This window comes from Streptomyces sp. Ag109_O5-10, from assembly GCF_900105755.1.
Classification (GTDB): domain Bacteria; phylum Actinomycetota; class Actinomycetes; order Streptomycetales; family Streptomycetaceae; genus Streptomyces.
The window spans coordinates 1611685-1628413 of the sequence record NZ_FNTQ01000001.1; the positions used below are offsets into that span (position 1 = coordinate 1611685).

15 protein-coding genes are annotated in these 16729 nt (G+C 71.5%); 8 read left to right on the forward strand and 7 right to left on the reverse strand.

Features of this window, described 5'->3' with window-relative positions:
- Nucleotides 1-11 precede the first annotated feature (11 nt).
- From BLW82_RS07395 to BLW82_RS07405, 4 genes are all read right to left on the reverse strand, one after another.
- The gene (locus BLW82_RS07395) at nt 12-689 is read right to left on the reverse strand and encodes a GntR family transcriptional regulator (RefSeq protein WP_093498054.1); all 678 of its coding nucleotides are present in this window, start codon (nt 687-689) and stop codon (nt 12-14) included.
- 149 nt (nt 690-838) lie between these two features.
- A complete protein-coding gene (locus BLW82_RS07400) occupies nt 839-1786 on the reverse strand; it encodes a beta-ketoacyl-ACP synthase III (protein WP_093498055.1) in 948 nt (315 codons plus the stop codon).
- Between the two features lie 147 nt (nt 1787-1933).
- Nucleotides 1934-2068: an MFS transporter small subunit gene (locus tag BLW82_RS45220; RefSeq protein WP_256215692.1), complete on the reverse strand. Its 135-nt coding sequence runs from the start codon at nt 2066-2068 to the stop codon at nt 1934-1936.
- Complete coding sequence (locus BLW82_RS07405; protein WP_093498056.1) at nt 2043-3371, reverse strand: OFA family MFS transporter; 1329 nt, start codon at nt 3369-3371, stop codon at nt 2043-2045. Before BLW82_RS07405 ends, BLW82_RS45220 begins: the two co-directional genes overlap by 26 nt.
- A 224-nt stretch (nt 3372-3595) precedes the next feature.
- Between BLW82_RS07405 and BLW82_RS07410 the strand changes: the two genes are divergently transcribed.
- From BLW82_RS07410 to fdhD, 5 genes are read left to right on the forward strand one after another with little or no spacing between them, the layout of a single operon-like run.
- Nucleotides 3596-4567, forward strand: coding sequence for a 2-dehydropantoate 2-reductase (locus BLW82_RS07410; protein ID WP_093498057.1), 972 nt, complete (start codon nt 3596-3598; stop codon nt 4565-4567).
- Complete coding sequence (locus tag BLW82_RS07415; protein ID WP_093498058.1) at nt 4564-6510, forward strand: molybdopterin oxidoreductase family protein; 1947 nt, start codon at nt 4564-4566, stop codon at nt 6508-6510. The genes BLW82_RS07410 and BLW82_RS07415 overlap by 4 nt, the downstream gene beginning before the upstream one ends.
- Before the next feature lie 5 nt (nt 6511-6515).
- Nucleotides 6516-8333, forward strand: coding sequence for an NADH-ubiquinone oxidoreductase-F iron-sulfur binding region domain-containing protein (locus BLW82_RS07420; RefSeq protein WP_093498059.1), 1818 nt, complete (start codon nt 6516-6518; stop codon nt 8331-8333).
- Nucleotides 8330-9190 (forward strand): 2Fe-2S iron-sulfur cluster-binding protein, encoded by an 861-nt coding sequence (locus BLW82_RS07425; protein WP_093498060.1) that lies wholly within the window; start codon nt 8330-8332, stop codon nt 9188-9190. Before BLW82_RS07420 ends, BLW82_RS07425 begins: the two co-directional genes overlap by 4 nt.
- Before the next feature lie 7 nt (nt 9191-9197).
- The gene (gene fdhD, locus BLW82_RS07430) at nt 9198-10046 is read left to right on the forward strand and encodes a formate dehydrogenase accessory sulfurtransferase FdhD (protein WP_093498061.1); all 849 of its coding nucleotides are present in this window, start codon (nt 9198-9200) and stop codon (nt 10044-10046) included.
- Nucleotides 10047-10151: 105 nt separating this feature from the next.
- Here the strand turns inward: fdhD and BLW82_RS07435 are convergent, their stop codons facing one another.
- On the reverse strand, nt 10152-10982 hold the full coding sequence (locus BLW82_RS07435) for a LysR family transcriptional regulator (RefSeq protein ID WP_093498062.1): 831 nt from the start codon (nt 10980-10982) through the stop codon (nt 10152-10154).
- 137 nt (nt 10983-11119) lie between these two features.
- On the opposite strand from BLW82_RS07435, the gene BLW82_RS07440 reads away from it, so the two are divergent.
- Complete coding sequence (locus BLW82_RS07440; RefSeq protein ID WP_093498063.1) at nt 11120-11839, forward strand: SDR family oxidoreductase; 720 nt, start codon at nt 11120-11122, stop codon at nt 11837-11839.
- Between the two features lie 12 nt (nt 11840-11851).
- On the opposite strand, the gene BLW82_RS07445 is transcribed toward BLW82_RS07440, so the two are convergent.
- Together BLW82_RS07445 and BLW82_RS07450 are read right to left on the reverse strand one after the other, a co-directional pair.
- Nucleotides 11852-12379: an isochorismatase family protein gene (locus BLW82_RS07445; RefSeq protein ID WP_093498064.1), complete on the reverse strand. Its 528-nt coding sequence runs from the start codon at nt 12377-12379 to the stop codon at nt 11852-11854.
- 118 nt (nt 12380-12497) lie between these two features.
- The gene (locus BLW82_RS07450) at nt 12498-13547 is read right to left on the reverse strand and encodes a bile acid:sodium symporter family protein (RefSeq protein WP_093498065.1); all 1050 of its coding nucleotides are present in this window, start codon (nt 13545-13547) and stop codon (nt 12498-12500) included.
- 159 nt (nt 13548-13706) lie between these two features.
- Here BLW82_RS07450 and BLW82_RS07455 point away from each other — a divergent pair, with 159 nt between their 5' ends.
- Nucleotides 13707-14570, forward strand: a complete 864-nt coding sequence (locus BLW82_RS07455) for a LysR substrate-binding domain-containing protein (RefSeq protein WP_093498066.1) — start codon at nt 13707-13709, stop codon at nt 14568-14570.
- Nucleotides 14571-14899: 329 nt separating this feature from the next.
- Entirely contained in the window at nt 14900-16726 is a 1827-nt protein-coding gene (locus tag BLW82_RS07460; protein WP_093498067.1) for an AMP-dependent synthetase/ligase, read from the forward strand.
- Nucleotides 16727-16729 lie beyond the last annotated feature (3 nt).

Below are 16729 nucleotides of genomic sequence, written 5' to 3' on the forward strand. Positions count from 1 at the left end.
CGTCACTCGGGTCAGGACGTCGCCCGCTCGTGGTACGACCGCCGTGTGTGCTCCGTGTGTTCGCGCATCAGCGTGGTGGCCAGTTGCTCGTCCCGGGCCGTGATCGCCGCTATCAGTGCGCGGTGCTCGACCCAGGACTGGTGGCCGCGCTGCCGGGCCACCGGCGTGTAGTACCAGCGGACCCGCCGGTCGACCTGGGCGGCGAGTTCGGCGAGGACCGCGTTGCCGGCCAGGTCCATGATCTTGGCGTGGAACGCGGCGTTCAGCGCGACGGCTCCGTCCACGTCGTCCGCGGCGACCGCCTTCTCGCCCTCGGCGCAGAGGGATTCGAGGGCGGCCACGCCGGCGCTGCCCGCGTTGGCCGCCGCGAGCCGTGCCGCCTCGGCTTCCAACAGGGTGCGGACGGTGAGGAGTTGATCGGCCTCCGCCTCCGTCGGCTCGTGCACGAACGCGCCCTGTGCGGGCCGCAGGTCCACCCAGCCCTCGGTGTTCAGCCGCTGGAGCGCCTCACGGACCGGCTGCCGGGAGACGCCGAGGTGCCCGGCGAGTTCGCTCTCGACGAGGTGCTGGCCGGGCTGGAGGGCGCGGGTGGTGATGAGTTCCAGCAGCGCCTCGTAGACGCGGTCGCGGAGCGGTCCGGGGCGTTCGAGTCTGGGCACCGCGCCCTGCGGCAGTCCGGCTGACAACATCGGGTCCCCCTTCGGCAGACTCCCGTTACGAGCGGACACTCAGTATCGATTGTCTTTCGTCTACAGTCTACGGCGCACAGCCGCCAGAGGAAGCGGGGGTCGGTCACATCGCACCCCGCACCCCGCACCCCGCACCCCGCACCCCGCTCTCAGGGACAGCGCACGACCTGCCCCGCGTACGACAGGTTGCCGCCGAAGCCGAACAGCAGGATCGGGTCGCCGCTGGACACCCGGCCCTGTTCGACCAGCTTGGAGAGGGCGAGCGGGATGCTCGCCGCCGACGTGTTCCCCGATTCGGTGACGTCACGGGCGACGACCGCGTTGACCGCGCCGATCTTCGCCGCGAGCGGCTCGATGATCCGCAGGTTGGCCTGGTGCAGCACGACGGCCGCGAGGTCGGCGGGTGCCACCCCGGCCTTCTCACAGGCGCGCCGGGCGATGGGCGGCAGCTGGGTGGTGGCCCAGCGGTAGACGCTCTGCCCCTCCTGCGCGAACCGGGGCGGGGTGCCCTCGATGCGTACCGCGTGGCTCATCTCGGGGACGGAGCCCCACAGGACCGGTCCGATCCCGGGCTCCTCGCCGGGCCCGCAGGCCTCGACCACGGCCGCGCCCGCCCCGTCGCCGACCAGGACGCAGGTCGTACGGTCGGTCCAGTCCGTCACCTCGGACATCTTGTCGGCGCCGATGACGAGCGCCCGGGCGGCGGCGCCGGCCCGCACGGTGTGGTCGGCGGTGGCGAGCGCGTGGGTGAAACCGGCGCACACGACGTTGACGTCCATCGCGGCGGGCCGCGGGATGCCGAGCCGGGCGGCGACGCGCGCGGCCATGTTCGGCGAGCGGTCGATCGCGGTGGAGGTGGCGACCAGGACCAGGTCGATGTCCGCGGGGGTGAGGCCGGCCGTGGCGAGGGCCTTGGCGGCGGCGTGCGCGGCCAGTTCGTCGACGGGTTCGTCGGGGCCCGCGATGTGCCGGGTGTTGATGCCCACCCGGCTGCGGATCCACTCGTCACTGGTGTCGACCATGCCCGCCAGGTCCTCGTTGGTGAGTATCCTGGCGGGCTGATAGTGGCCGACGGCGGCGATGCGCGATCCGATCATGGGTGGTGGAGCCCCCTCGTTGCCTCGGTGTGGGTCCACCAGTCTGTTCAGTGACTCACGGGTACGACGGCATGTGAGGCCACAGGAAACGGGCGCCCGAGTTGTCGGCTTCTTGCAGACCCTCGGACGCCCGGCTATCCCCACCGGTCACCCGTTGAACAGCTGTGTCGCTTTCTGTACGAGTTCGTACACCCCGTAGGCGAAGGGCGCGCCGACCCAGACCCAGGCGACGGCGATCAGCCAGCGGCGGTCCGGCTCAGGCCGGCTGCTCTCGTTCGACATCGACGGCCTCCCTCGGGGCGGGGATGTGGTGGCGGGCATGGACGGGCCGGACCAGCTCGTTGGCGACGAAACCGACGACGAGCAGGCCGATCATGATGCCGAAGGACAGGGTGTAGAGGTCGGCGCCGTGCTTGCCGGCGCCCTTCTGGTGGTCGGCGATCCAGTTGACGATCAGCGGGCCGAGCACACCTGCCAGGGACCAGGCGGTGAGCAGCCGGCCGTGGATGGCACCGACCTGGTAGGTGCCGAAGAGGTCCTTCAGGTAGGCGGGGACGGTCGCGAAGCCGCCGCCGTAGAAGGAGAGGATCACCAGGGCGCAGAGGATGAACAGGGGTTTGGACGAGTCCCCGAACAGGGCGATGAGCAGGTACATCACGGCGCCCACGCCCAGATAGACGCGGTAGATGTTCTTGCGGCCGATCAGGTCGGAGGTGGACGACCAGCCGATCCGGCCCGCCATGTTGGCGGCGGACAGCAGGGCGACGAAGCCGGCCGCCGCGGACGCCGACACCGGGGTGGAGCTGTCGGCGAAGAAGTCCGTGATCATCGGGGCGGCCTTCTCCAGGATGCCGATGCCGGCGGTCACGTTCATGCAGAGCACGACCCACAGGCACCAGAACTGCGGAGTGCGGATCGCGCTGTTCGCGGAGACCTGCACACCCTCGAAGGCGCTCGGCGCCGCCGCGACCGGCTTCTCGGTGCGCGGGACACGGATGAGCAGGACCCCGAGGGTCATGAAGACGGCGTACGACAGCCCGTGCACCAGGAAGGCGAGGGCGATGCCATCGTTGTCACTGCCGAAGGACGAGAGCATCTGCGCCGACCACGGTGAGGCGATCAGCGCGCCGCCGCCGAAGCCCATGATGGCGATGCCGGTGGCCATGCCGGGCCGGTCCGGGAACCACTTGATCAGGGTGGAGACGGGCGATATGTAGCCGATGCCGAGGCCGATACCGCCGACGAAGCCGTAGCCGAGGACGATCAGCCAGTACTGCTTGGTCTCGGCGCCGAGCGCGGAGATCAGGAAGCCGGAGGAGAAGCAGATCAGGGCCACGGTCATGGCCCAGCGCGGTCCGTTGCGTTCGACGAGGGTGCCGCCGAACGCGGCCGACAGGCCGAGCATCACGATCGCGAGCTGGAAGGGCAGCGCGCTCTGGGTGCCGCTCAGGTTCAGGGCGGATTCGAGTGGCGGCTTGAACACGCTCCAGGCGTAGGCCTGGCCGATGGCGAGATGGACGGAGAGGGCGGCGGGCGGGACGAGCCAGCGGCTCCAGCCCGGAGGCGCAACAGGGGGGCTGCTCATGAATCCCGGACGCTATGGCCCCGCAAGGGTGGTTGAGAACCCGCGAGTTCGATCGTATGCGTTGAACGGTATCCAGAATGCGCCGAACGGTCGCTGTCCGGACCCTTGTCGACCCGGACTCCATACTGTAGACAATATTTCGTCGACATGCCTCGCGAAGGCCGACTCCGCGGCCGAGTCCGAGGCCACCTCCGCGGTATCCCTCAAACCGAACGGAGCGTTCCGTGAAAGTCGCAGTCCTCGGCGCCGGTGCGATCGGCGCCTACGTCGGTGCCGCGCTCCACCGCGCGGGCGCCGATGTGCATCTCATCGCCCGTGGACCCCATCTGGCGGCCATGAGGCAGTACGGAGTACGGGTGCTCAGCCCGCGCGGCGACTTCACCGCGCACGCCCACGCCACCGACGACCCGGCCGAGGTCGGCCCGGTCGACTACGTCTTCCTGGGCCTGAAGGCCAACTCGTACGCGGCGTGCGGGCCGCTGGTCGAGCCGCTGCTGCACGAGCGCACTGCGGTGGTCGCCGCCCAGAACGGCATCCCCTGGTGGTACTTCCACCGGCACGGCGGCCCCTACGACGGCCACCGCGTCGAGAGCGTCGACCCGGACGGCACCGTCAGCGCCGTACTCGCCCCCGAACGCGCCGTCGGCTGCGTGGTGTACGCGGCCACCGAGCTCGAAGCCCCCGGCGTGGTACGGCACCTGGAGGGCACCAGGTTCTCGGTCGGCGAGCCCGACCGCAGCGTGTCCGAACGGTGTCTGCGGTTCAGCGAGGCCATGCAGACCGGCGGCCTGAAGTGCCCGGTCGAGCCCGACCTGCGCAACGACATCTGGCTCAAGCTGCTCGGCAACATCTCCTTCAACCCGATCAGCGCGCTGGCCCGCGCCACGATGCGGCAGATGTGCCTGCACGGCGGCACCCGGCGGGTCATCGAGATCATGATGCGCGAGACGCTCGACGTCGCCGAGGCGCTCGGCTGCGAGGTCGGGATCTCCATCGAACGCCGGCTGGCGGGCGCCGAGAAGGTCGGCGACCACCGCACCTCCACGCTCCAGGACCTGGAGCGCGGCAAGCCGCTGGAACTCGACGTGCTGCTCGCGGCCGTCGTGGAGCTGGCGGAGATCACCGGCGTGCAGGTGCCCACCCTCCGCACCGTGCACGCCATCTCGGACCTGCTCGCCCTGAGGAGCGCCGCATGAGGAGCACGACAGGCACGAAGCGCACCCGGAAGCGCGAACCGAAGACCTACACCCGTCTCACCCACCCGCTGGTCAGGGACTCCCGCGACGAGCCGTTCCGGCAGGCGAGCTGGGAGGAGGCGCTGGACCGCGCGGCCCGCGGCCTGGAGCGCAACCGCGAGGCGTTCGGGATGTTCTCCTGCGCCCGCGCGACCAACGAGATGAACTACGTGGCGCAGAAGTTCGCCCGGGTGGTGATGGGCACCAACAACGTCGACTCCTGCAACCGGACCTGTCACGCCCCGAGCGTGGCCGGTCTCTCGGCGGCCTTCGGGTCCGGCGGCGGCACCTCGTCGTACGAGGAGATCGAGCACACCGACGTCATCGTGATGTGGGGTTCCAACGCCCGCTTCGCGCACCCGATCTTCTTCCAGCACGTGCTGAAGGGGATCAGGAACGGCGCCCGGATGTACGCCGTCGACCCGCGGCGCACCTCCACCGCGGAGTGGGCGGAGAGCTGGCTCGGGCTGAACGTCGGCACCGACATCCCGATGGCGCACGCGATCGGCCGGGAGATCATCCACGCGGGGCTGGTCAACGAGGCGTTCGTCGAGCGGGCCACCACCGGCTTCGAGGAGTACAAGGCCCTCGTCGAGCCGTGGACGCTGTCCCTCACAGAGAAGGTGACGGGCGTACCGGCCCGCGCGATACGGGAGTTGGCGCACGCCTACGCCCGCGCCGAGCGCGCCCAGCTGTGCTGGACCCTCGGCATCACCGAGCACCACAACGGCACCGACAACGTCCGCGCCCTGATCAACCTCTCCCTGCTCACCGGTCAGGTGGGACGCTGGGGCGCCGGGTTGCAGCCGCTGCGCGGGCAGAACAACGTGCAGGGCGGCGGCGACATGGGCGCGATCCCCAACCGCCTGCCCGGCTTCCAGGACATCCTCGACCCGGACGCCCGGCTGAAGTTCGAGTCGGCCTGGGACACGGTCATCCCGCCGCACTACGGGCTGACCCTCACCGAGATGTTCGAGGCGATGGAGGAGGGCTCGCTCAGGGCGGTCTACTGCATCGGTGAGAACCCGGCCCAGTCGGAGGCCGACAGCGAGCAGGCGGTGCGGCGGCTGCGGGCCCTCGACTTCCTGGTCGTCCAGGACATCTTCCTCACGAAGACGGCGGAACTGGCGGACGTGGTGCTGCCCGCGACCGCCGGCTGGGCGGAGACCGAGGGCACCACGACCAACAGCGAGCGCCGGGTGCAGCGGGTGCGCCGTGCGGTCGCCCCGCCCGGCGAGGCCCGTGAGGACATCGACATCATCTGCGAGCTGGCGGGGCTCCTGGGCCACGACTGGAAGTACGCCGACGCGGAGGCCGTCTGGAACGAGCTCCGCTCCGTCTCCCCCGACCACTACGGCATGACGTACGACCGGCTCGTCGAGCACCAGGGCATCCAGTGGCCGTGCCCGAGCACCGAGCGGCTCGAACCGACGTACCTGCACGGCCGGTTGTGGGAGACGGACCCGGACAGGCGCGGGACACCGGCACCGTTCGGGCTGGTCCGGCACGATCCCCCGGTCGATCTCACCGACGAGGAGTACCCGATCCGGCTCACCACCGGGCGCCGTCTCGACTCCTACAACACCGGTGTGCAGAGCGGCGGCTACGCCTCCCCGCTGCGGCGCGGCGAGTACATCGAGCTGTGCCCGGAGGACGCCGAGCGGTACGGGGTGACCGTCGGCGAGGAGGTCCAGGTGTCCTCCCGGCGGGGCGCGGTGGTGGCGCCGGTCTGGGTCGACCCGGCGCTGCGCCCCGGGCTCGCCTTCATGACCATGCACTTTCCCGACGAGGTGGACACCAACCAGCTGACGATCGAGGCGAACTGCCCGATCGCGGGGACTGCGGAGTTCAAGGCGTCCGCGATCCGTATCGAGAAGCTCCCGGTCGCGACCATCGTGAGGTGACGTAAGTGGACCTGCACTTCGGCGACAGCAAACCGACGGACGACGAACGCGCCGCCGTCGACGCCCTGCTGGGCCCTCCGGAGTCCTCCTGGGAGGGCGCCGACCGCTCCGACGCGGACCTGCGCTGGGCGCGCGGCGGCCGGGAGGCCCGGGACCGCCGCGACCTGCTGCTGCCGGGGCTGCACGCGATCAACGACCGGGTCGGCTGGATCAGCGAGGGCGCCCTCGGCTACCTCTGCCGCCGCCTGACCGTCCCCCCGGCCGAGGCGTACGGAGTCGCCACCTTCTACGCGATGTTCTCCGTCAGGCCCCGCCCGGCGACCGTCCTGCACGTCTGCACGGACCTGGCGTGCACGGCGGCCGGGGCGTCCGCACTGTGCGCCGGGGTGGAGGCGGGCCTCGGCCCCGGCGTGCACGTCGAGCGCAGCCCCTGTCTGGGCCTGTGCGAGCGGGCCCCGGCGGCCCTGGCGATCCGGGCCGGGAGCCCGGTGCGTACGGCGGTGGCGGCCCCGGCGACGGTCGAGGCGGCCGTGCTCGCGGCCACCGCGCCCGACTCGGCACAGGAGGAGCCGCCGGCCGGGGCGGCCGTACCCCAGGCGGGACAGGAGGGCCTGACCCTGCTGCAGCGGGTGGGCGTGGTCGACCCCGCCTCGCTCGACGACTACCGGGCGAACGGCGGCTACACCGCCCTGCGGCACGCCTTCGCGCTCGGCCCCGCCGGGGTCATCCGCGAGGTCACCGACTCGGGGCTGGTCGGGCGCGGCGGCGCCGCCTTCCCCACCGGCCGCAAGTGGCAGGCCACCGCTTCCCAGCCCGACCACCCGCACTACCTGGTCTGCAACGCCGACGAATCGGAGCCGGGCACCTTCAAGGACCGCGTGCTCATGGAGGGCGATCCGTACTCCCTGGTGGAGGCGATGACGATCGCGGGGTACGCGATCGGCGCCCGCCGGGGCTTCGTCTACCTCCGCGGCGAGTACCCGCGGGCGACCCGGCGTCTCCGGCACGCGATCGACCAGGCCCGCGCCCGGGGCTTCCTCGGCGAGGACGTGCTCGGGCAGGGCTTCGCCTTCGACATCGAGATCCGGCGCGGCGCCGGGGCGTACATCTGCGGCGAGGAGACGGCCCTGTTCAACTCCATCGAGGGGTACCGGGGCGAGCCGCGCTCGAAGCCGCCGTTCCCGGTGGAGAAAGGGCTGTTCGGGAAGCCGACGGTCGAGAACAACGTGGAGACGCTGGTCAACGTCCTGCCGATCCTGACCATGGGCGCCCCGGCGTACGCGGCGATCGGCACCGCCAGGTCCACCGGCCCGAAGCTCTTCTGCGTGTCCGGGAGCGTGGCCCGCCCCGGCATCTTCGAACTCCCCTTCGGCGCCACGCTCGGCGAACTCCTCCACCTGGCCGGAGTGCGCGACGGCCTGCGGGCGGTCCTGCTCGGTGGCGCCGCGGGCGGCTTCGTACGGCCGGACGAACTCGGCATCCCGCTCACCTTCGAAGGGACCCGGGAGGCCGGCACCACGCTCGGCTCCGGTGTGGTCATGGCCTTCGACGACACCGTGCCGCTGCCGCGGCTCCTGCTCCGGATCGCCCAGTTCTTCCGGGACGAGTCCTGCGGGCAGTGCGTGCCCTGCCGGGTCGGCACGGTCCGGCAGGAGGAGGCGCTGCACCGGATCGTCGAGCGCACCGGCGCCGGCGCGGCCGGGGACGTCGCGCTGCTGCGCGAGGTCGGCCGGGCGATGCGGGACGCCTCGATCTGCGGTCTCGGGCAGACCGCGTGGAACGCCGTGGAATCCGCCATCGACCGTCTGGGGGCGTACGAATGACCGTGACACCGCTGGGGATCCCGCGCCGGCTGCTGGAGTTCACCATCGACGGCGAGGAGGCGCGGGTCCCGGAGGGCTCGACGATCCTGGACGCCTGCCGGGCGGCAGGCAAGGACGTGCCGACCCTGTGCGAGGGCGACACGCTGCGCCCGAAGAACGCCTGCCGGGTGTGCGTGGTGGAGGTGGAGGGGGCGCGGACCCTCGTGCCCGCCTGCTCCCGGAAGGCCGAGCCGGGGATGGTCGTCCGCACCGGCGGCGAACGCGTCCGGCACAGCCGCAGGATCGTCCTGGAGCTGCTGGCCTCCTCGGTGGACCTGTCGACGACCCCCCGCGCAGCCGAGTGGATCAAGGAGTACGAGGCGAAACCGGACCGCTTCGGCCCCGACGCGGCCCGCCTGAACGAGGAACCGAGGGTCGACAACGATCTGTACGTGCGCGACTACGGCAAGTGCATCCTCTGCTACAAGTGCGTCGACGCCTGCGGCGACCAGTGGCAGAACAGCTTCGCGATCTCCGTCGCCGGGCGCGGCTTCGACGCCCGGATCGCCGTCGAGCACGACGCCCCGCTGACCGACTCGGCCTGCGTCTACTGCGGGAACTGCGTGGAGGTGTGTCCCACGGGGGCGCTGTCGTTCAAGTCGGAGTTCGACATGCGGGCGGCGGGTACCTGGGACGAGTCGAAGCAGACGGAGACGACCACGGTGTGCGCGTACTGCGGTGTGGGCTGCAACCTCACGCTCCACGTGCAGGACAATGAGATAGTCAAGGTCACCTCACCGCACGACAACCCGGTGACCCACGGCAATCTCTGCATCAAGGGCCGTTTCGGCTACCAGCACGTACAGAACCGGGGCTGATCAGACCATGGGACGAGTCACGGAACGACGCAAGGTCATCCGCATCCGCGACGGAGCGGTCTCCGCCCGGCCGGACACGCTCGTCGCCGAGGAACCGCTGGAGATCAGACTCAACGGGAAACCGCTCGCCATCACCATGCGCACGCCCGGCGACGACTTCGCGCTGGCGGCCGGGTTCCTGGTGAGCGAGGGGGTACTGGCGGCCGCCGCCGACCTGCAGAACATCGTGTACTGCGCGGGCGCCACGGTGGACGGTTCCAACACCTACAACGTCGTCGACGTCCGGACCACGCCGGGCGTCCGGCTCCCCGACTTCACCCTGGAACGGAACGTCTACACGTCCTCGTCCTGCGGGCTGTGCGGCAAGGCCAGCCTGGACGCGGTGCGTACGACGGCCCGCTGGCCGATCGCCGACACTCCCCCGGTCCGGGTGGAGCCCGAGCTGCTCGCGAGCCTCCCCGACCGGCTCCGCGCGTCGCAACGGGTCTTCGACCGGACCGGGGGGCTGCACGCGGCGGCCCTGTTCGCGGAGGACGGCGAGCTGCTGGACATCCGTGAGGACGTGGGCCGGCACAACGCGGTGGACAAGCTGGTCGGCCGGGCCCTGCAGAACGGCGGCCTGCCGCTGTCCCGGGCGATCCTGCTCGTCTCCGGGCGGGCCTCCTTCGAGCTGGCGCAGAAGGCCGTGATGGCGGGCATCCCGATGCTCGCGGCCGTCTCGGCGCCGTCCTCGCTGGCGGTGGACCTGGCATTGGAGACCGGGCTGACCCTGGTCGGTTTCCTGCGCGGCAGCAACATGAACGTGTACGCGGGCGAGGACCGCATCGCCCTGCGGGCCGCGGCCGCCCAGGGCTGACGGTTCCCCGCGGCACGGCGGCGGGGCCCCGGCCGGCGGGGAGCGCCCCCTGCGCCGCAGGGGCCCCGCCTCAGTCCCGTGTCCCCCGCGCCGCAACGCCCCGCCTCAGCCGGAGCGGGGCGCCCCGACGTCCGCCGCTGCCTCGGCGAAGGCGGCGACCAGCGCCGAGCGGCGGCCGGCCGCCCAGGCCAGCAGCACCCGGTCGGGTTCGGCGTCGACGACCGGGACGTAGACGATGTCCGGGCGGGAGTACTGCTCGGCGGCCGAGCGCGGCACCATCGTGATGGCGGTGCCGGCGGCCACGCACTCGAACTTCTCCTCGATGGTGCGCAGCGGCAGGTCGCCGGGCCGGGGGTCGTTGTAGCGCAGCCACTGCTCGCCGTCGAGGTCGGAGAGGGAGATCTCCTGCTTCCCGGCGAGCCGGTGCCGGTCCGGGAGCATGGCGACGCGGGGCTCGCTGTACAGGGCCCGCACGTCGAGACCCTCCCCCCGGACCGGGAGCCGTACGTAGGCGATGTCGACGGTGCCGTCGAGGATCAGCTGCTCCTGGTCGTCCCATTCGACCCGGAGGGCGCGCACCTCGACGTCCGGGTGGTGCGCGGTGAAGGCCCGCAGTGCCTCGGTGACCACGACACCGGCCCGGAAGCCGACGACGAGGCGGCGCCGGCCCCGCGCGGCCTGCGCGACCCGGCGCCGGGTTCCGTCGGCGACGGCCAGCAGCTGCCGTGCGTCTTCCAGGAGTTGGCGCCCCGCGTCGGTCAGGGTCACACCGTGGCTGTCCCGTACGAACAGCTCGGCCCCCAAGTCCTTCTCCAGGGCGCGGATCTGACGGCTCAGCACGGGCTGGGCGATGTGCAGCCGCTCCGCCGCCCGGCCGAAGTGGAGGAGTTCGGCGACCGCCGCGAAGTAGCGGACCTTGCGCAGATCCAGGTCCATGACCGCGGCTCCTTCCCGGGTGGCGATGTCTTCAGGGTATCGCCACCACCGAAAGAGGTCTTGGACGGCCGATGCCACCGGACCGCAGCCTGGGGATGTCCGAACGGGACTGAAGAACGCCTGGAAAGGGATCAGCCATGGGTCTGCAGGGACAGCGTGTCGTCGTCATCGGGGGTACGTCGGGCATCGGCCGCGCGGTCGCCGAGGGCGCGGCACGGGAGGGCGCGCGGGTGGTCGTCGCCTCGCGGCGGCAGGAGAGTGTCGATGCGACGCTGAAGGTGCTGCCGGAGGGCGCCGAGGGGCAGGTCCTCGACGCCACGGACGAGGACGCCGTGCGCGCCTTCTTCACGCGGATCGGGGCGTACGACCACCTGGTGTACACGGCCGGTGACTCGATCCTGCTGGAGCCGATGGCCGGGACGGACATCGCGACGGCCCGGGGCTTTCTGGACACCCGGCTGTGGGGTGCCTACGCGGCGGTGAAGCACGGCAGCGGGTCGATCCGGCCGGGCGGGTCCGTGGTGCTGACCACGGGGACCGCGGGGCAGCGGCCGCTGTCCGGATCGAGCGTCGCGTCGGCACTGTGCGGGGCGATGGAGTCGCTGACCCGGGCGCTGGCCGTGGAGCTGGCGCCGGTGCGGGTCAACGTGGTCTCGCCGGGGGTGGTGCGGACCGAGCTGTGGCGGGAGCTGCCGGAGGCGGTCCGGGAGGAGCTGTTCCGGTCGTCCGCCGAGTCGCTGCCGGTGGGGCGGATGGGCGAGCCGGCGGATGTGGCGGAGGCGTACCTGTACCTGATGCGTGGGGGGTACAGCACCGGGTCGGTGGTGGTCGTGGACGGGGGCGGGACGCTGGTCTGACCGACCGGGCGGTCAGGAGGGCGTGAGGCCGAGGTCGGCGGCGGTGACGACCGTGCCGAGGCGCGGGAAGTCGAGCCGGACGGACGCCTCGTGCTCGGGGCCGGTGAGCGCGGCCATGGCGTCCTCGACGAAGACCAGGTCGTAGCCGAGGTCGGCGGCGGCGCGGGCGGTGGACTCGACGCCGAGGTTGGTGGCGATGCCGCCGAACACCAGCCGGGTGACGCCGAGCGCGCGGAGCCGGGCGTCGAGTTCCGTGCCCTGGAAGCCGCCGATCGTCCGCTTGACGATCTCCAGGTCCCCTTCCTTCCTCAGCCCGGCGACGAGTCCGCTGCCCGGCGGCTGCTCGGCGAGCGAGGGCCGTTCTACGCGGATCAGCACCACGGGCGCGCCTGCGGCGCGGAAGGTGTGGGCCAGTTCCTCGGCGGTGTGCAGGACGTCGGTGCCCTTGCGGGGCTCCAGGGGCAGCGCGACGATGCGGTCCATCAGGTCGACGAGGACGAGGGCCGTGCGCGCCGGATCGAGCGCCAGGGGTGCGGTCATGACGGAACGTTAGCCGTCATGAGCCGTCCGTACCGGAAATCCGGATCAACAGGCCCGTGAACCGGTCGCGTTCGGCAGCCGACGGCGGAGTGTGCGGCACCCCGGCCACGGCCGCGGCTCAGCGGCGGAGCGGGCCCGTGCCGACCGCGGGCCGCGACTCCGCCGCCGGGGCGGCCGGGGTCTCGGCCTCCTCCTGGGCCTCGGGGTCGTGGGCACGGCGCTTGGCGATGACCGCGCAGACCATGAGCTGCATCTGGTGGAAGAGCATCAGCGGCAGCACGGCCAGCGAGGCGTGCGCGCCGAACAGGACGCTGGCCATGGGCAGCCCGGAGGCGAGGGACTTCTTCGACCCGGCGAACTGGATGGCGATGCGGTCCCCGCGCCCGAAGCCGAGCGCCCTGGCGCCGTACCAGGTCAGCAGGAGCATCACGGCGAGCAGCACGGCCTCGACGGCGAGGAGCCCGGCCAGCCGGACCACGCTGACCTGGTGCCAGATGCCCCGGACCATGCCTTCGCTGAACGCGGTGTAGACGACGAGCAGGATGGAGCCCCGGTCGACGAGGCCGAGGATCCTCTTGTGCCGGGCGATGAAGGCCCCGATCCACCGGCGCAGCAGCTGCCCGGCGACGAACGGCACCAGCAGCTGGAGCACGATCTTCACGATCGAGTCGGCGGAGAACCCGCCCCCGCTGTTGCCGAGCAGCGCGGCGGCGAGCAACGGTGTGAGGACGATGCCGATCAGCGAGGAGAAGGACCCCGCGCAGATCGCGGCGGGCACGTTGCCGCGGGCGATGGAGGTGAAGGCGATGGACGACTGGATGGTGGAGGGCACCAGGGTCAGGAAGAGGAAGCCCTGGTAGAGCGGATGGGTGAGCAGGACCGGCACGAGCCCGCGGGCCGCCATGCCGAGCACCGGGAAGATCACGAAGGTACAGACCAGGACCGTGACGTGGAGCCGCCAGTGCCGCAGCCCGTCGACGGCCTCGCGGGTGGACAGGCGGGCCCCGTAGAGGAAGAAGAGAAAGGCGATCGCGGCCGTGGAGGCGCCTGAGGCCACGTCGGCGGCCGTGTCCCGGGCCGGAAGGAGCGCGGCGAGGCACACCGTCCCGAGCAACAGCAGGACGTACGGGTCGATCGGCATCCAACTGGGCCAGCTGAGGCGTTTCACGGTGCTCCACTTGCGGGTCGGTCAGGGTGCCGTAGCCGCGGATGCGGCCGGTCTCTCGCCGGGCCCGGAAGGGCCCCCTCCATCGTCCTCCTCCACCACTTGATCGGGAATCCGGCATACCACTCTGACTGCCATCGCGTTCCGCGATAACATGTCGGAGTGTACGACCCCTCGCAGCTGCGCACCTTCCTTGCGGTGGCCCAGACGCTCAGCTTCACCCAGGCCGCCCGGCGGCTCGGGCTGCGCCAGTCCACGGTGAGCCAGCACGTGCGCCGTCTGGAGGACGCGGCCGGCCGCCAGCTGTTCTCCCGGGACACGCACTCCGTGGAGCTGACCGAGGACGGCGAGGCGATGCTCGGGTTCGCCCGCCGGATCCTGGAGGTGCACGAGCAGGCGGCGGCCTTCTTCACGGGTACCCGGGTCCGCGGCCGGCTCCGCTTCGGCGCGTCGGAGGACTTCGTCCTGACCCGGCTGCCGGAGATCCTGGAGGGCTTCCGCCATGACCACCCCGAGGTGGACCTCGAACTGACGGTGGAGCTCTCGGGCACCCTGCACGAGCGGCTGGCCGCAGGGAAGCTGGACCTGGTGCTGGCCAAGCGGCGCTCCGAGGACCCGCTGGGCGAGCTGGTCTGGCACGACGACCTGGTGTGGATCGGCGCGGAACGGCTCCGCCTGGACCCCGCGCGCCCGGTCCCGCTGATCGTCTATCCCCCGCCGGGCATCACCCGCGCGCTGGCCCTGGAGGCACTGGAGCGCCAGGGCCGCGACTGGCGCATCGTCTGCACGAGCGGCAGCCTCAACGGCCTGCTCGCGGCGGCCCAGGCCGGTCTGGGCGTGATGGCCCATTCGAAGGGCCTCATCCCCCCGGGCCTGTTCCGCGTCCCGGACCGCGCGGGCCTCCCGGAACTGGGCAGGGTCGACTTCGTCCTCGTACACGGCCCGAGACGTTCACCGGCCCAGTCGGCGGCAGACGCGCTGGCAGCAGCGATCCTGACCAGCGGAGCCCGCCTGCGACGCCCCTAGCCGGGGGGAGTGACGGAATCGGCCCTGTCGGCGCAGTCCAGAGAGGAAGCTGCGGCGCCCCGCCCCTGACCGGCGGGTAACCGGCCGGGGGCCGTAATCGGGTCGTACAGATTCCGTGGAGATTACGGTGCCGGAACTTACTGAACCGTAAGGATTCTGTCCGGCCCTTCCCCATGTGGGCGTATTTTCCGGACGTGAGCGTGGTCATACGAGAGCAATGCTCGTTTTCGCACCCCCTCCCGATCGGTCTTCCGGTGGGGTAGCTTTCACGGCGCTGTCCGGAGCGTCACTACTACCGTCACTGTGGAGCGAGGAGCGGGGAGCGGGGTTTGCGCGAGTTCACCAACCCGCCGCTGGTGTCGGCGCCGCCGGTCGGCGGTCTGGCCGACAGCGTGTTCGAGCATGCCCGGACGGACCCGCTGCACATCGCGCTGGGCCGCAAGGACGAGCTCGGCCAGTGGCGCGACGTGACCGCCGCCGAGTTCCGCGACGAGGTCCTCGCCCTCGCCAAGGGACTCCTCGCCCGGGGCATCCGGTTCGGCGACCGGGTCGCGATCATGTCCCGCACCCGCTACGAGTGGACGCTGTTCGACTTCGCGCTGTGGACCATCGGCGCCCAGGTGGTGCCGGTCTACCCGACCTCGTCGGCGGAGCAGTGCTTCTGGATGCTGTACGACGCCGAGTGCACGGCGGCGATCGTGGAGCACGAGGACCACGCGATGACGATCGCCACCGTCATCGACCGGCTGCCGCAACTGCGCCAGCTGTGGCAGCTCGACGAGGGCGCGGTGCAGGAGCTGTATGACGCCGGCGCGCACCTGGACGACGAGGTGGTGCACCGGCACCGGCAGGCGGTGACGCCCGAATCGGTGGCCACGATCATCTACACCTCGGGCACCACGGGCCGCCCGAAGGGCTGTGTCCTGTCGCACGGCAACTTCATGTACGAGGCGGACACGGTCGTGGCCCGCTGGGAGTCGGTGTTCCGCGCGAAGAAGGGCGAGGAGGTCTCCACCCTGCTCTTCCTGCCGCTCGCGCACGTCTTCGGGCGCATGGTGGAGGTGGCGGCGATCCGGCACGGGGTCCGCTTCGGCCATCAGCCGCAGCTGCACGCGGCGGCGCTGCTGCCCGACCTGGCCGCGTTCCGGCCTACGTTCATCCTGGCCGTGCCGTACATCTTCGAGAAGGTGTTCAACGCGGCGCGGCGCAAGGCGGAGAAGGAGGGCAAGGGCGGGCCGTTCGAGAAGGCGGTCGAGGTCGCGGTGAAGTACGCGGACGCCGTCGAGGCGAAGGCCTGGGGCACCGGGCCCGGCCCGTCGGCGTCGCTGCGCATGCAGCACCAGATCTTCGACAAGCTCGTCTACGGCAAGGTGCGGGCGGCGATGGGCGGCAGGATCCGCAACGCCATGTCCGGCGGCTCGGCGATGGACCGCCGGCTCGGCCTGTTCTTCGCCGGCGCGGGTGTGCAGATCTACGAGGGCTACGGCCTGACGGAGTCGACGGCGGCCGCCACCGCCAACCCGCCCGAGCGCACCCGGTACGGCACGGTCGGGCAGGCCGTCCCGGGCTCTACCGTGCACATCGCGGACGACGGGGAGGTCTGGCTGCACGGCGGCCATGTCTTCCAGGGCTACCTGAACAACCAGAAGGCCACCGACGCCACCCTGCACGACGGCTGGCTGGCCACCGGCGACCTGGGCTCCCTGGACGAGGACGGCTACCTGACGATCACCGGCCGCAAGAAGGAGATCCTGGTGACCTCCGGCGGCAAGAGCGTCTCCCCCGGCGTCCTGGAGGAGCGGGTCCGCGACCATCCGCTGATCAACCAGTGCATCGTCGTCGGCAACGACCGCCCCTACATCGCCGCCCTGGTCACCCTGGACACCGAGGCGGTCGAGCACTGGCTGCAGATGCGCGGCAAGCCCCAGATGTCCGCGGCCCAGCTGGTGCGGGACGCCGACCTGGAGACCGAGGTGCGGCGCGCGGTGGTGGCCGCCAACACCCTGGTCTCGCAGGCCGAGTCGATCCGTACGTTCCGTATCCTCGCCCAGCCGTTCACCGAGGAACACGGCTTGCTGACCCCGTCGTTGAAGCTCAAGCGCAAGGCGATCGAGAACGCCTACGCCAACGAGGTCGAGGCCCTGTACCGGGCCTGACGG

Excerpts from the sequence above, each read along its gene's own strand:
- BLW82_RS45220 (WP_256215692.1), bottom strand. The coding sequence starts at position 2,068 with ATGTCGAACGAGAGCAGCCGGCCTGAGCCGGACCGCCGCTGGCTGATC.
- BLW82_RS07440 (WP_093498063.1), top strand. The coding sequence starts at position 11,120 with ATGGGTCTGCAGGGACAGCGTGTCGTCGTCATCGGGGGTACGTCGGGC.
- BLW82_RS07425 (WP_093498060.1), top strand. The coding sequence starts at position 8,330 with ATGACCGTGACACCGCTGGGGATCCCGCGCCGGCTGCTGGAGTTCACC.
- BLW82_RS07400 (WP_093498055.1), bottom strand. The coding sequence starts at position 1,786 with ATGATCGGATCGCGCATCGCCGCCGTCGGCCACTATCAGCCCGCCAGG.
- BLW82_RS07445 (WP_093498064.1), bottom strand. The coding sequence starts at position 12,379 with ATGACCGCACCCCTGGCGCTCGATCCGGCGCGCACGGCCCTCGTCCTC.
- BLW82_RS07435 (WP_093498062.1), bottom strand. The coding sequence starts at position 10,982 with ATGGACCTGGATCTGCGCAAGGTCCGCTACTTCGCGGCGGTCGCCGAA.
- BLW82_RS07415 (WP_093498058.1), top strand. The coding sequence starts at position 4,564 with ATGAGGAGCACGACAGGCACGAAGCGCACCCGGAAGCGCGAACCGAAG.
- BLW82_RS07395 (WP_093498054.1), bottom strand. The coding sequence starts at position 689 with ATGTTGTCAGCCGGACTGCCGCAGGGCGCGGTGCCCAGACTCGAACGC.
- BLW82_RS07405 (WP_093498056.1), bottom strand. The coding sequence starts at position 3,371 with ATGAGCAGCCCCCCTGTTGCGCCTCCGGGCTGGAGCCGCTGGCTCGTC.
- fdhD (WP_093498061.1), top strand. The coding sequence starts at position 9,198 with ATGGGACGAGTCACGGAACGACGCAAGGTCATCCGCATCCGCGACGGA.